This is a genomic window from Rhodococcus sp. PvR044 (assembly GCF_040548995.1).
GTDB classification, from domain to species: domain Bacteria; phylum Actinomycetota; class Actinomycetes; order Mycobacteriales; family Mycobacteriaceae; genus Rhodococcus_G; species Rhodococcus_G oryzae.
The window spans coordinates 146170-160013 of the sequence record NZ_JBEPSX010000009.1 but is presented as its reverse complement, the minus strand read 5'-3'; the positions used below and the strand labels follow the sequence as shown (position 1 = coordinate 160013).

At 70.6% G+C, this 13844-nt stretch carries 15 protein-coding genes; 12 read left to right on the top strand and 3 right to left on the bottom strand.

All coding sequences use genetic code 11. From position 1 onward, the window contains the following. Both fmt and ABIC28_RS20450 read left to right on the top strand, forming a co-directional pair. A complete protein-coding gene (gene fmt / locus ABIC28_RS20455; protein WP_097209885.1) occupies nt 1–924 on the top strand; it encodes a methionyl-tRNA formyltransferase in 924 nt (307 codons plus the stop codon). Continuing rightward, a complete protein-coding gene (locus tag ABIC28_RS20450) occupies nt 921–2387 on the top strand; it encodes an RsmB/NOP family class I SAM-dependent RNA methyltransferase (protein WP_097209884.1) in 1467 nt (488 codons plus the stop codon). The genes fmt and ABIC28_RS20450 overlap by 4 nt, the downstream gene beginning before the upstream one ends. 9 nt (nt 2388–2396) lie before the next feature. Here the strand turns inward: ABIC28_RS20450 and ABIC28_RS20445 are convergent, their stop codons facing one another. Next, nucleotides 2397–2753, bottom strand: a complete 357-nt coding sequence (locus ABIC28_RS20445) for an Rv2640c family ArsR-like transcriptional regulator (protein WP_097209980.1) — start codon at nt 2751–2753, stop codon at nt 2397–2399. Nucleotides 2754–2843: 90 nt separating this feature from the next. On the opposite strand from ABIC28_RS20445, the gene ABIC28_RS20440 reads away from it, so the two are divergent. Next, nucleotides 2844–3329: an ArsI/CadI family heavy metal resistance metalloenzyme gene (locus tag ABIC28_RS20440; protein ID WP_097209883.1), complete on the top strand. Its 486-nt coding sequence runs from the start codon at nt 2844–2846 to the stop codon at nt 3327–3329. 15 nt (nt 3330–3344) lie between these two features. Here the strand turns inward: ABIC28_RS20440 and ABIC28_RS20435 are convergent, their stop codons facing one another. Continuing rightward, complete coding sequence (locus ABIC28_RS20435) at nt 3345–3995, bottom strand: hypothetical protein (RefSeq protein WP_097209882.1); 651 nt, start codon at nt 3993–3995, stop codon at nt 3345–3347. A gap of 62 nt (nt 3996–4057) precedes the next feature. Here ABIC28_RS20435 and ABIC28_RS20430 point away from each other — a divergent pair, with 62 nt between their 5' ends. The 8 genes from ABIC28_RS20430 to ABIC28_RS20395 all read left to right on the top strand — a co-directional run bounded on the left by ABIC28_RS20430 (nt 4058) and on the right by ABIC28_RS20395 (nt 9599). Further along, complete coding sequence (locus ABIC28_RS20430; protein WP_097209881.1) at nt 4058–4414, top strand: MmcQ/YjbR family DNA-binding protein; 357 nt, start codon at nt 4058–4060, stop codon at nt 4412–4414. An 11-nt stretch (nt 4415–4425) separates the two neighbouring features. Beyond that, a complete protein-coding gene (gene rpe / locus ABIC28_RS20425; protein ID WP_097209880.1) occupies nt 4426–5109 on the top strand; it encodes a ribulose-phosphate 3-epimerase in 684 nt (227 codons plus the stop codon). A gap of 1 nt (nt 5110) precedes the next feature. Beyond that, a complete protein-coding gene (ribD, locus tag ABIC28_RS20420) occupies nt 5111–6202 on the top strand; it encodes a bifunctional diaminohydroxyphosphoribosylaminopyrimidine deaminase/5-amino-6-(5-phosphoribosylamino)uracil reductase RibD (protein WP_354580551.1) in 1092 nt (363 codons plus the stop codon). Between the two features lie 13 nt (nt 6203–6215). Continuing rightward, nucleotides 6216–6827, top strand: coding sequence for a riboflavin synthase (locus ABIC28_RS20415; RefSeq protein ID WP_209926271.1), 612 nt, complete (start codon nt 6216–6218; stop codon nt 6825–6827). A 93-nt stretch (nt 6828–6920) separates the two neighbouring features. Next, a complete protein-coding gene (locus ABIC28_RS20410; protein ID WP_097209877.1) occupies nt 6921–8174 on the top strand; it encodes a bifunctional 3,4-dihydroxy-2-butanone-4-phosphate synthase/GTP cyclohydrolase II in 1254 nt (417 codons plus the stop codon). After that, nucleotides 8171–8668 (top strand): 6,7-dimethyl-8-ribityllumazine synthase, encoded by a 498-nt coding sequence (gene ribH, locus ABIC28_RS20405; RefSeq protein WP_097209876.1) that lies wholly within the window; start codon nt 8171–8173, stop codon nt 8666–8668. The genes ABIC28_RS20410 and ribH overlap by 4 nt, the downstream gene beginning before the upstream one ends. Next, the gene (locus ABIC28_RS20400) at nt 8665–9114 is read left to right on the top strand and encodes a PH domain-containing protein (RefSeq protein WP_136909300.1); all 450 of its coding nucleotides are present in this window, start codon (nt 8665–8667) and stop codon (nt 9112–9114) included. Before ribH ends, ABIC28_RS20400 begins: the two co-directional genes overlap by 4 nt. A gap of 224 nt (nt 9115–9338) precedes the next feature. Then, entirely contained in the window at nt 9339–9599 is a 261-nt protein-coding gene (locus ABIC28_RS20395; protein ID WP_209926273.1) for a hypothetical protein, read from the top strand. A 24-nt stretch (nt 9600–9623) separates the two neighbouring features. Here the strand turns inward: ABIC28_RS20395 and ggt are convergent, their stop codons facing one another. Then, nucleotides 9624–11549: a gamma-glutamyltransferase gene (gene ggt / locus ABIC28_RS20390; protein WP_354580650.1), complete on the bottom strand. Its 1926-nt coding sequence runs from the start codon at nt 11547–11549 to the stop codon at nt 9624–9626. Nucleotides 11550–11681: 132 nt separating this feature from the next. Between ggt and uvrC the strand changes: the two genes are divergently transcribed. Beyond that, complete coding sequence (gene uvrC / locus ABIC28_RS20385; RefSeq protein WP_354580548.1) at nt 11682–13823, top strand: excinuclease ABC subunit UvrC; 2142 nt, start codon at nt 11682–11684, stop codon at nt 13821–13823. The last annotated feature ends 21 nt before the right edge of the window (nt 13824–13844 follow it).

Here is a 13844-nt window from a genome sequence, read left to right as displayed (position 1 = left end):
ATGCGGATCGTCTTTGCCGGTACCCCCGAGCCCGCCGTGCCGTCATTGGCACGGCTGCTGAAGTCCTCCCGGCACGAGGTGGTCGCGGTCGTGACCAGGCCGGACGCCGTCGCCGGTCGGGGCAGGAAGGTCGCCCGATCGCCGATCGGGCAGCTCGCAGACGAGCACGGCATCGAGGTGCTCACGCCGGCGCGAGCCTCCGACTCGCAGTTCCTGGATCGGCTGCGCGCACTCGAGCCGGACTGCTGCCCGGTGGTCGCCTACGGCGCGCTGCTGCCGCGACCGGTGCTCGACGTGCCGCGGCACGGTTGGGTGAACCTGCACTTCTCCCTGCTGCCCGCGTGGCGCGGAGCCGCGCCCGTGCAGGCGGCGATCGCCGCGGGCGACGACATGACCGGCGCGAGCGCCTTCCTGTTGGAAGAGGGTCTCGACACCGGGCCGGTGTTCGGGGTGATGACCGAGCGAATCCGCGACACCGACACCGCGGGCGAGTTGCTCGGCCGCCTCGCGGAGGGTGGCGCGGTGCTGCTCGAGTCCGTGCTCGACGGCATCGAGGACGGCGCGACGACGCCGGTGCCCCAGCCGACCGAGGGCGTGTCGCACGCGCCGAAGGTGACCGTCGAATCGGCCCGGATCCGGTGGGATCAGCCTGCGCAGGCGGTCGATCGGCTGGTCCGGTCGGTAACCCCAGCGCCCGGTGCGTGGACGCAGGTGGGGGAGCTGCGGCTCAAGGTCGGTCCGGTGCAGGTCACCGACGAGACCCTGGAGCCGGGACAATTCCTGGTCCGCAAGGACGGCTGCTATGTCGGAACCGCGACGACCGCGGTCCGGCTGAGTCAGGTTCAGCCACAAGGTAAGAAGGCCATGGCGGCCGCCGATTGGGCGCGGGGAGCGCGCCTCGAACCCGAGGTGCGTGCACTGTGACCGAATCCCGTAGGCCCGCACGAGGAAAGCGCGATCAGTCGCGCGGCGGCGACAAGCAGGGCGCGAAGGGCGGCCCGAACACCCGGCCGCGCCAGGCCGGCAGGCCCGACCCGTCCGCGAGCGGGGTCGATCGGCCCCGGGTCGCGGCCCGCGACGTGCTGCGCGCGGTGCGCGAGCGCGACGCCTACGCAAACCTGGTGCTGCCCGGTCTGCTTCGCGACCGGAAGATGGACGGCCGGGACGCGGCCCTGGCGACCGAGCTCGCCTACGGGGCCTGCCGCGCGCAGGGCCTGCTCGACGCCGTCATCGCCAGCGGCGCGGGACGGCCGATCGACGAGATCGACGGACCTCTGCTCGATGTGTTGCGCCTTGGCACCTACCAGCTGCTGCGCACCCGGGTCGCCCCGCACGCGGCGGTGGCCACCTCGGTGGACCTGGTCCGCAGCGAATTCGGTGGCGGCAAGGCAGGTTTCGTGAACGCGGTGCTGCGCCGGGTGGCCGAGAAGAGCGAGGAGCAGTGGGTGTCCGAGCTGGCGCCCGATGCGAGCTCGGACCCGGTGGGACACCTGGCCTTCGAGTACGCGCATCCGGTCTGGATCGCGCAGGCGTTCGCCGATGCGCTCGGCCCTGACGCGGGCGAGATCGAGCGGGTGCTGGCGGCGGACGACGCCCGGCCGTCGGTGCATCTGGTGGCGCGACCGGGGGAGATCTCGGCGGAGGAGCTCGCCCTGGTGACCGGGGGCGAGATCGGCCCCTACTCGCCGTACGCGGTGCACCTCGACGGCGGCGACCCCGGCCAGCTCGACGCGGTCCGCGAGGGCCTCGCGGGTGTGCAGGACGAGGGCAGCCAGCTCGTGGCCAGGGCGCTGGCGCTGGCGCCGCTGCTCGGTGCCGACGGTGGACGCTGGCTCGATCTGTGCGCTGGACCGGGCGGCAAGGCGGCGCTGCTCGGCGCCCTCGCCGATATCGAGGGCGCGCGGCTGGATGCCGTCGAGCCGGCCGAGCACCGGGCGGACCTGGTCCGCAAGACGACCAAGGGCCTGCCGGTGGACGTACACGTCGCGGACGGTCGGGAACCCGGCCTCGCACCCGGATTCGACCGGGTGCTGGTGGACGCGCCGTGCACCGGCCTCGGCGCGCTGCGGCGTCGCCCCGAGGCGCGCTGGCGCCGTCAGCCCACCGATGTGGCTGCGCTGGTCAAGCTGCAGCGCGAGCTCCTGGCGTCGGCGATCTCGCTGGTCCGGCCCGGTGGGGTCGTCCTGTACTCGACGTGTTCCCCGCACCTGTCGGAGACCGTCGGCGTGGTCGCCGACGCGGTCCGTAGGCACGGCGTCGTGGCGCTGGACACCAGGGAACTGGTGCCGGGCGTGCCCGAGCTGGGTGACGGTCCCGGTGTGCAGCTGTGGCCGCACCGGCACGGCACCGACGCGATGTTCATGGCGGCGCTGCGCAAGCCGGAGTAACCGGACCGGTCAGCAGCAGTTCGGGTCGAGCACGAGGCGCAGCGCCTCGAGCGAGTCGGCGCGGGCGCGGTAGTAGACGTTCATGCCGCGCCTCGTCGACTCGACCATGCCCGCCTTCTTCAGCTGGGCGAGGTGGTGGCTGGCCGTGGACTCGGTCAGCTCGATCGCCGCGGCGAGGTCGCAGGTGCAGGCCTCGCCGTCGGGGTTGGTGAGCAGGATCGACATCAGCTTGATCCGGGTCGGGTCGGCGAGCGCCTTGAGTCGCAGCGCCACGTGCAGCGCGGCCTCGTCCGTCATCGGGCCCGCCGCCACCGGGGCGCAGCAGATCGGTGCGGACACATCCAGCAATGGCAGGGCCTTGGGCATGCCGTCCATCATGCCAGTCTGTTGACATATGTCAAAAAGGTGCCATAGTTGGCGGTATCTAATTCGATATATGTCTCACTGGAGGTTCTCATGTCCCGAGTACAGCTCGCCCTCAACGTCGACGACCTGACCGAATCGGTCGCGTTCTACTCGAAGTTGTTCAACACCGAACCGGCCAAGCTGCGCGAGGGCTACGCGAACTTCGCCATCGCCGAGCCGCCGCTGAAGCTGGTGCTGCTGCAGAACCCAGGCAAGGGCGGCAGCATCAATCACCTTGGCGTGGAGGTGGAATCGAGCGAGGTGGTGCACGAGGAGATCGCCCGGCTGACCGGCGAGGGCTTGTTCACCGACGAGGAGATCGGCACCACCTGTTGCTTCGCGACCCAGGACAAGGTGTGGGTCACCGGCCCCGCGGGCGAGAAGTGGGAGGTGTACACGGTGCTCGCCGACAGCGAGACCTTCGGCACCGGACCGTCCTCGCTCGAGTTGGCCGCGAGCGCGGCACCCGCTGGCGGAGTGTGCTGCGCCTCGACGTCGGCGGAGGAAGCCGCGCCCGCGCAGGGCTCCTGCTGCTGAACCGGCCCGGCCGGGTCAGGACACCGGGGCCGGCGCTCCATCCGCGTGGATGGAACGCCGGCTCAGCAGCGCCGCGGCGAGGAAGCACAGCGCGCCGAGGAAGGTGCCCAGGTTCGCCCAGAACAGGCTGAGGAGGTCGCCGGTCGTGGGAAGCGCGTACGCGCCGACCGCCGACAGCCCGAAGAAGACCGAGCCGAGCATGTTGAGCCAGGTGCCGTGCCAGGTGCGGGCGTGGGTGTCCCACAGGGTGTGGCGATCCCTGGTGGCCACGACGGCGAGTCCGCTGGAAACCAGGAAGCAGATCGATCCGAAGGCATCTGGGCGCCAGCCGTCCGACAGGTGCGCATCGGCATCCATGACCGTGAGCAGGGCCTCCGTCGTGCTCACGTTGAAGCAGAGCGTGCCTGCGAACTGGATGGCGGCGGCCCACCAGTCCGCCCGGTCGGCGGGGTTCGTGCCGCGCCGAGGCGGCTGCCTGCCGCTGAGGACGAGCTGGATCAGGGCGGCGAGGGTGAAGAAGATGGCGCCGACGAAGAACGTGAGGTTGGTGGCCACCACGCCGACCGCCTCGGCGTACTGCGGTACCGCCCCGACGGCGAAGAAGATCGATCCGATGGCGAATCCCCACGCCTCGCGCCGGAGGCGGATGATGCGGTCGCGCGTCACCGTTCGAGCGTAACTGCCCATACGTCCAAGCCCGGGGATGCTGGCGGGTGCAATCTGAACTCATGCACACCTGGGAAGACGTCGTCGACATCGCGGAGCGCCTGCCGGAGGTCGAGGTGTCCACCTCGTACAACACCCCCGCGCTCAAGGTCGGCGGCAAGGGGTTCGCGCGGCTGCGCAGCGAGGCCGAGGGCGGGCTGATGCTGCTGTGCGCACTGGAGGAGAAGGAGGCGCTGCTGGCCTCCGGCGACCCCGCGTTCTTCACGACGCCGCATTACGACGGCTACGGCGCGATCCTGGTCGACCTAGAACGGGTGGATCGGCAACAGCTGATCGAACTCGTGGCCGAGGCCTGGCGGATCAGGGCGCCCGCGAGGTTGCGCAAGCGCCACGTCGAAGAGGCTTCGCGCACCAACTAAGCTGGCGACTTGTGGCTCACCCGATGATCGCTCCGTCCATTCTTTCCGCAGACTTCGCCCGGCTCGCCGAGGAGGCCGCCGCCGTGGCCGGTTCCGACTGGCTGCACGTCGATGTCATGGATGCGCACTTCGTGCCGAACCTGACGCTCGGGCTCCCGGTCGTGCAGAGCCTGCTCAAGGCGACCGACATCCCGCTCGACTGCCACCTGATGATCGACAACCCCGGCCGCTGGGCGCCGCCGTACGCGGAGGCGGGCGCACACAACGTCACCTTCCACGCCGAGGCCACCGACGATCCGATCGCGGTCGCGCGCGACATCAGGGCGGCGGGCGCGAAGGCGGGCCTCAGCGTCAAGCCCGGCACCCCGATCGAGCCCTACCTGGAGATCCTCAAGGAGTTCGACACCCTGCTCGTGATGAGCGTCGAGCCCGGCTTCGGCGGGCAGTCCTTCATGGCCGAGGTGCTGAGCAAGGCGCGCGCGGTGCGCAAGCTGGTCGATTCGGGTGAGCTGACCCTGCTGGTCGAGATCGACGGCGGGATCAACACCGACACCGTCGAGGCGGCCGCGGAGGCGGGCGTCGACTGCTTCGTCGCCGGCTCGGCCGTCTACGGGGCCTCGGACCCGGCGGAGGCCGTTCGCGCGCTGCGCGCGCAGGCCGCGTCGGCCTCGCCGCACCTGACCCTGGCCCACTAACGTGCCCGGTCCCCGTCGCGCCCCCGGGTCGGAGCCGACCGAGTCCGAGTCGGCGGCATTGCGGCTCGCCGTCGATGCCGCCGAGCGGGTGCGCGGGACCACCAGCCCCAATCCGCCGGTCGGCGCCGTGATCCTCGACGAGAGCGGCGCGGTCGTCGGCGTCGGGGCGACCAGCCCGGTCGGCGGACCGCACGCCGAGGTGATGGCGCTGCGCGCCGCGGGCAGCCGGGCCAGGGGCGGCACCGCGGTGGTCACCCTCGAGCCCTGCAACCACCAGGGCCGGACCGGCCCCTGCGCGCTCGCCCTGATCGAGGCCGGGGTGTCCCGGGTGCTCTTCGCGGTGGACGATCCCCATCCGCAGGCCGCGGGCGGCGCGCAGACCCTGCGTTCGGCGGGGATCGACGTGCTGCCCGGTTTCGGTGCCCACGACGTCGAACTCGGGCCGCTGCGCGCCTGGCTGCACCGCCAGCGCACCGGACGATCCCATGTCACCTGGAAGTTCGCCGCGAGCCTCGACGGACGCAGCGCGGCGGCCGACGGCACCAGCCAGTGGATCACCGGCCCCGAGGCGAGGGCGCGGGTACACCGGGAGCGCGCCAAGCTTGACGCCATCGTGGTCGGCACCGGCACCGTCCTCGCCGACGACCCGTGGCTGACCGCCCGCAATCCGGACGGCAGCCTCGCCGATCACCAGCCGGTGCGAGTGGTGGTGGGGGAGCGCGAGATCCCGGCCTCGGCCCGGGTGCTCGACGACGCGGCGCCGACCCTGGTGCTGCGGACCCGTGACCCCCGCGAGGTGGTCGAGGCGCTGGCCGATCTGCCCGATGTCCTGCTCGAGGGCGGACCCCGTCTGGCCGGCGCGTTCCTCGAGGCGGGATTGGTGGACCGGATCCTGGCGTTCCTCTCACCGGTACTGCTCGGCGCGGGGGCGGCCGCCGTAGAGGATGCTGGGGTCACGAACATCGCGCAGGCGCTCCGGTTCCACCGGGAGTCCGTCGAGACGCTCGGGCCGGATCTGCTGCTGAGCCTGACGCCCGGCGACCGCGGCGTGCGAGCCGAGGACGAGAATGAACAGAACAGAACCAACAACTGAGGAGCGGACTGAAGTGTTCACCGGGATCGTCGAAGAACTGGGTGAGATCGTCGCCAAGGAGGACCTGGCCGATGCCGCCCGCTTCACCGTGCGTGGCGCGCTGGTGACCTCCGATGCCGGGCACGGCGACTCGATCGCGGTCAACGGCGTCTGCCTGACCGTGGTGGAGGTGCTCGGCGGCGACTCCTTCACCGCCGATGTGATGGCGGAGACGCTGAACCGCTCCAGCCTCGGCGCGCTGGACGTCGGCAGTCGGGTGAACCTGGAGCGGGCCGCGGCGCTGAACAGCCGCCTCGGTGGCCACCTGGTGCAGGGACACGTCGACGCCACCGGATCCGTCATCAGCCGGTCGCCGTCGGAGAACTGGGAGGTCGTCCGGATCTCGCTGCCCGACACGATCGCCCGCTACGTGGTGGAGAAGGGCTCGATCACCGTCGACGGCGTCTCGCTGACCGTGTCTGCCCTCGGTCGCGACGGGGACGGCGGCGAGTTCTTCGAGATCTCGCTGATCCCCACCACCCTCGAGATGACCACCCTCGGCGGTGCCGCCCCCGGTACCCCGGTGAACCTGGAGGTGGACGTGATCGCGAAGTACGTCGAGCGTCTGCAGACCGCCGGCCGGTAGCCGAATTTCGGGCCCGAGGAGTCGGGGTCGTACTGTTGAGGTGCACTTACGGGTGCACGGAGAGCTATTCATGACTTTGATGGAGCGCACCACGTGACCAGGTTCGACAGTATCGAGCGCGCAGTCGCCGATATCGCCGCAGGCAAGGCCGTCGTCGTCGTCGATGACGAGGACCGCGAGAACGAGGGCGACCTCATCTTCGCCGCCGAGAAGGCGACCCCGGAGCTGGTGGCCTTCATGGTCCGCTACACCTCCGGTTACCTCTGCGTCCCGCTCGACGGTGACGACTGCGACCGACTCGGCCTGCCGCCGATGTTCTCCAGCAACCAGGACAAGCACGGCACCGCGTACACGGTGACGGTCGACGCCAAGGAAGGCATCGGCACCGGCATCTCGGCCTCCGACCGCGCCGCCACGATGCGCCTGCTCGCCGACCCGAACTCGGGCGCGAGCGATTTCACCCGCCCCGGCCACGTGGTGCCGCTGCGCGCCAAGGAGGGCGGCGTGCTGCGCAGGCCAGGCCACACCGAGGCGGCCGTCGACCTGGCCCGGATGGCTGACCTGCGTCCCGCGGGCGTCATCTGCGAGATCGTCAGCCAGAAGGACGAGGGCCACATGGCCCAGACCGACGAGCTCCGGGTCTTCGCCGACGATCACAACCTGGCCATGATCTCGATCGCGGATCTCATCGCCTGGCGTCGCAAGCACGAGAAGCACGTGGTGCGGATCGCCGAGGCGCGGATCCCGACCAACCACGGCGAGTTCAAGGCCGTCGGCTACCAGAGCATCTACGACGAGGTCGAGCACGTGGCCCTCGTGCGCGGCGACCTGGCCGGTCCGGACGGCGACGGCAGCGACGTGCTGGTCCGCGTGCACTCGGAGTGCCTGACCGGAGACGTGTTCGGTTCGCTGCGGTGCGACTGCGGCCCGCAGCTCGACGCGGCGCTCGACATGGTCGCCCAGGAGGGCCGAGGCGTCGTCCTGTACATGCGCGGTCACGAGGGCCGGGGCATCGGCCTGATGCACAAGCTGCAGGCGTACCAGCTGCAGGACGCGGGATCCGACACCGTCGACGCGAACCTGGAACTCGGGCTGCCCGCGGATGCCCGCGACTACGGCATCGGCGCGCAGATCCTCGTCGATCTCGGCATCTCGTCCATGCGGCTGCTGACGAACAACCCGGCCAAGCGGGTCGGGCTGGACGGCTACGGCCTGCAGATCACCGAGCGGGTGCCGATGCCGTTGCGCGCCAACGCCGAGAACCTCACCTACCTGCGCACCAAGCGGGACCGGATGGGTCACGACCTGATCGGTCTCGACGACTTCGAGAGCGGGGGCGCGGTATGAGCGGCGAGGGGCTGCCACAGCTCCAGCTCGACGAGGCGAAGGACCTCAAGCTCGCGATCGTGGCCGGGCAGTGGCACGCCGAGATCTCCGAGGCCCTCGTCGCGGGCGCGCAGCGGGTGGCCGAGCAGGCCCAGCTCGAGGACGTCACGCTCGTCCGCGTCGCCGGCGCCATCGAGCTGCCGGTGGTGGCGCAGGCGCTGGCCCGCACCCACGACGCGGTGGTCGCGCTCGGTGTCGTGATCCGTGGCGGCACCCCGCATTTCGAGTACGTCTGCGACGCCGTCACCGCCGGCCTCACCCGGGTCTCCCTCGACGAGAGCACCCCGGTCGGCAACGGGGTGCTCACCACCGACACCGAACAGCAGGCCAGGGACCGCTCCGGACTCCCCGGCTCCGTCGAGGACAAGGGCGGTCAGGCCTGTGCCGCCGCGCTCGACACCGCGGTGACGCTCCGTCACCTGCGTCAGCCCTGGACCGAGCAGTCGTTCCGATGAGCGCGTGGGAGATGGACGTACGGTCCAAGCGGTCCGCCCGCTACGCGATGGCGGTCGCGGCTGTGTTCGTGCTGGTGTTCGTCGTGCTCGCGGTGCTGCTGCGCAGCTCGGCGACAGGCGTGTACTTCCGGCTGATCGATCAGCTCGCGATGGTCGGCATCGGCGGGATCCTCGCCGGCGGCGCGCTGCTGCTGACCCGCCCGCGGCTACGCGCCAACGCCAGTGGAGTCTCGGTGCGCAACGCGTTCACCGAGCGGTTCGTAGAGTGGGATCTGGTGCGCGGCCTGACCTTCCCGGACGGGGCGGCCTGGGCGCGGATCGAGCTGCCCGACGACGAGTACATCCCGGCCATGGCGATCCAGGCGAACGACCGTGAGTACGCCGTGAACGCGGTCAGGAAGTTCCGCGAACTCGAATCGAAATACGCGCAGGCGGACGCCGAATAGATCTGCCAGGCGCCCCGCTCGACCACCACGGCCCGACGTGCCAAGAGCGCGTCGGGCCGTTCTCGTATCCGAAAAGGTGTGTCCCATCCCACGTCCGGATCGGCCCGAGTTCACGCGGCTGTGACCTTTTGGTGCGTACCAGCCCACTAGTGTGGATCGAGTCAAGTACGTCGAATTCGAGACCGCTCGGATCGGGTGCCCGACTCAATTGCATTGGAGGTCCAGTGGAAATCCTCCTCGTCCTCGCATGCGGCCCGATCATCATGGCCGCCATCTACGTCGCGATCAGCGCGGTCTACTTCGTCGAGCTCCGTCGGCTCGACCGCGCCCGCGCCGCCGTGACCGCCGCGTCCCAGCCGTCCGGTTGTCAGCCGTCCCAGCGGCTGGCCGACCTCCGTCGGGCCGACGGTCGCCGCGCCCCCGCGGGGCGTGGCAACCATCCGCACGCACCGAGTCGGCGGAAATTGGTCTCCACCTCCGCGTAAGTTGCTGCGCCCCTGGCACTTCGGCTACCCGACGACGTCGCCGGTCACCGCGCCCTCCCGGCGCGGGTCCGCGCCGCCGATCCAGCCCTCGTCGTGACGCCCCAGCACGCTCAGCCCACTCGATTGCGGTTCCGTCGAAACCTGGTGGCCCATCTCGGTCAACGCCCGCACCAGTGGGTCCGTGGCGCCATTGTCGGCGGCCTCGATGTTGGGGTGCTCGCCGCCGACGTTCGTTTTCGGTGTGTTCGCCGCGCCGAAATCGACCATGGACACGGCCTGTTGCGGGTCGAGTTCCCAGTCGAGCATGCCGACCAGCGTCTTGACCACGAACTGGATGATCACGGAGCCGCCGGGGGACCCCACGGCCAGCAGCACCTCGCCGCGGTGCCCGTTGCCCCGCTCGAACACCAGGGTCGGGGCCATCGAACTGCGCGGCCGCTTTCCCGGCTCCACCCGGTTGGCGAGCGGCGAACCGTCCGGCGCGGTCGGCTGCGCGGAGAAGTCGGTCAGCTGATTGTTGAGCAGGAAGCCGTCGACCATGTGGAAGGAGCCGAACGCCGACTCGATGGTGGTGGTCATCGCCGCGACGTTGCCGTACCGGTCGGCCACGGTGATCTGACTGGTGCCGTGGTCGTTGCCCGGCTGCGTACCCATGGCGACCGGGCCGAAGTCGCCGGGCTGGGCGGTGCCCATGCTCCGGCGCGGGTCGATCAGCGCCGAGCGGCCCCGCAGGTAGTCCGGATCGATCAGGGTGTCGGGGGAGTTGCCAGGCAGCGGCACGAAGTCCGAGTCGGCGACGTACTTGTCCCGGTCCGCGTAGGCCAGTCGTTCCGCCTCGGCGATCAGGTGCACGCCCGTGGCGTCGGGTTCGCCGCCGTCCGCGTCGAGTGCGGTCGGCGGGTACGCCGACAGGTCGAAGTTGCTCAGGATCCCCAGCGTGGCGGCCACCGCGGTGCCGCCGGACGACGGGCTCGGCATCCCGCAGACCTCGCGCCCTCGGTAGTCCATACACAACGCGGTGCGCTTCTTGGCCTGATATCCGGCGAGGTCCGCGGTGGTCATCGCGCCGGGTGTGCGACCTCCGCTCGGGTCGTCGGTCGCCGCCACGATCGCCTCGGCGATGGGCCCCACGTAGAACGCGTCGGCCCCCTCCGCGGCGATCGCCCCCAACGTCTTCGCCATCGCCGGATTCGTCAACACGGTGCCCTCCGGCTTCGGTGACCCGTCCGGATTGAGGAAGTACGTCCGCGCATCTTCGTCGACGGCCAGGTCCCTGGCCGAGCCCGCGATCGAGCTCGCCATCCGGGGACTGATCTCGACCCCGTTGTCCGCGAGTGCGATCGCGGGCTCGAACAGGGTGTCCCATGGCTGCTTTCCGTGTTCGCGATGGCTCATCTCCAGCATGCGCAGCACCCCGGGAACGCCGATCGAGCGGCCGCTCGCCCGCGCCGAGGGTGTCGGCTCGGTCCGGTTGGCGTCGTCGATGAAACGCAGGTAGTTCTCGGTGGCGGCCATCGGCGCGGTCTCACGTCCGTCGTAGGCGTCGACGGTCCCGGTCGCCGCGTCGTGGTACAGCAGGAAGGCCCCGCCGCCGATGCCCGACGATTGCGGCTCGACCAGACCGAGCACGGCCTGCGCCGCGATCAGCGCGTCCGCCGCGGTGCCGCCGTCGTCGAGTACCCGGCAAGCGGCCTCGGTGGCGACGGGGTTCGCGGTGGACACCGCGAACGTGGCCGTCGTGACGGGGGTCATCCCGGCGCGGTATCCGGTGGCGATCTCGGGATGAGTGGACAGGTTCGCACTGGTGGGCGGCTGGGTCAGGGGTGCGGCGGCGATGGGCGTGCCGTTCGCCGCGATGGTGCACGGTCCTGCCGCACCGTCGTCGGTGGCGGAGCATCCCACCGCCAGCGTCAGGGTCAGGACCGTCGCGGTCGCCGCCGCGAGACGCATCGCGTCGCCTGTGCTCACACCGATCACCCCAGAACGAGTGGCCTACGTGCCCCGGCTTCCGACGCTAGCAGGCGAAGGGGTCCCTCGGTGCGGCTGTCCGGGGTGGTCGGTGGGGACGACTAGCCTGGTGTTGTGCCCGATCCAGCCACCTATCGCCCCGCCCCGGGAACCATTCCGGTGGCGCCCGGCGTCTACAAGTTTCGCGATCCCCACGGCCGGGTCATCTACGTCGGTAAGGCGAAGAGCCTGCGGAGCCGGTTGAGCTCCTATTTCGCGGACGTCGCGTCCCTGCACCCGCGCACCCGACAGATGGTCACCACCGCGGGCAGCGTGGAGTGGACCGTGGTCGGCACCGAGGTCGAGGCGCTGCAGCTCGAGTACAACTGGATCAAGGAGTTCGACCCACGCTTCAACGTCCGCTACCGCGACGACAAGACCTATCCGGTCCTGGCGGTGACCCTGAACGAGGAGTACCCGCGGCTGTTCGTGTACCGCGGTCCGCGCCGAAAGGGAGTGCGGTACTTCGGTCCGTACGCGCACGCCTGGGCGATCCGCGAGACGCTCGACCTGCTGCTCCGGGTGTTCCCGGCCCGCACCTGCTCGGCCGGTGTGTTCAAGCGGCACAACCAGATCGGCAGGCCCTGCCTGCTCGGCTACATCGACAAGTGCTCGGCCCCGTGCATCGGCCGGGTCAGCGCCGACGAGCACCGGCGCATCGCCCTGGACTTCTGCGACTTCCTTTCCGGGCGCACCGACAAACTGGTGCGCGAGCTCGAGGCGAAGATGCTGCGCGCCTCCGACGACCTGGACTTCGAGAGCGCGGCGCGGCTGCGCGACGATCTCGGGGCGCTGCGCAAGGCGCTGGAGAAGCAGGCGGTGGTGCTCGGCGACGGGACGGACGCCGACGTGGTGGCCTTCGCGGCCGACGAGCTCGAGGCCGCGGTCCAGGTGTTCCACGTCCGGGGCGGCCGGGTGCGCGGTCAGCGCGGCTGGGTGGTCGAGCGCTCCGGGGAGAGTGGATCCGAAGACCTGGTCGAACAGTTCCTGACCCAGTTCTACGGCGAACAGGCCGCGATGACCGATCAGCCCGGGCTGACCGCGGACAAGACGACGGTGGTGCCGCGCGAGGTGCTGGTGCCGGAGTTGCCGCCGAACGCCGAGGAACTCCAGGTCTGGCTCAGCGGCCTGCGGGGGTCGGCGGTGACCCTGCGGGTGCCGCAGCGCGGCGACAAGAAGGCCCTCGCCGAAACGGTGCAGCGCAACGCCAAGGAGTCGCTCGCGCAGCACAAGCTCCGCAGGGCGGGCGATCTCACCTCGAGATCGGCGGCGCTGCAAGGGATTCAGGAAGCGCTCGACCTCGACCAGGCGCCGCTGCGGATCGAGTGCGTGGACATCAGTCACGTCCAGGGCACCGACGTGGTCGCCTCGTTGGTGGTCTTCGAGGACGGCCTGCCCCGCAAGTCCGACTACCGGCACTACTCGATCAAAGAGGCTGCGGGGGACGGGCGTTCGGACGACGTGGCCAGCATCGCCGAGGTCACGCGTCGACGTTTCCTGCGGCACGCGGCGGACGTGGCAGGTACGGACGCCGCCGGCCATGCGGACGCGGGCGACGGGGGAGACCAGGCGCCCGAAGCGGCACTCGACCCGCAGACCGGTAGGCCGCGGCGGTTCGCCTATCCGCCGAACCTGTACGTCGTCGACGGTGGCGCGCCACAGGTCGCGGCGGCGGCGGCCGTCCTGGATGAGTTGGGGATCACCGATGTCGCCGTCGTCGGCCTCGCGAAGCGGCTCGAGGAGGTCTGGGTGCCGGGCGACGAGGACCCGGTGATCCTGCCGCGCACCAGTGAATCGCTGTACCTGCTGCAGCGGGTGCGCGACGAGGCACACCGATTCGCGATCACCTTCCATCGGAGCAAGCGTTCGCGTCGGATGACGGCCTCGGCGCTCGACTCCGTCCGCGGGCTCGGCGAGGCCAGGCGCACCGCGCTGGTCACCCATTTCGGGTCGGTGGCCAAGCTCAAGCAGGCGACCGTGGAGGAGATCATCGAGGTGCCCGGGATCGGGGTCACCACCGCGAAGGCGGTGCTGGTCGCGCTCGGGGCCGAACCCGATCCGGCACAAGCCGCGACATCAATGGGCGCGGATGACCCGGTGGTGGACGCCGCGGTGGGGGATGATGGTCCCAGCGTGACCGCCACGACGGCGGGTGAGGGTGAGTTCGGGGGCTCCGACCAGCACGGAAACGGACTGAGGAGGGCGGGAGTCGAGTGAGTGACGTGACGGGGCAGGGGG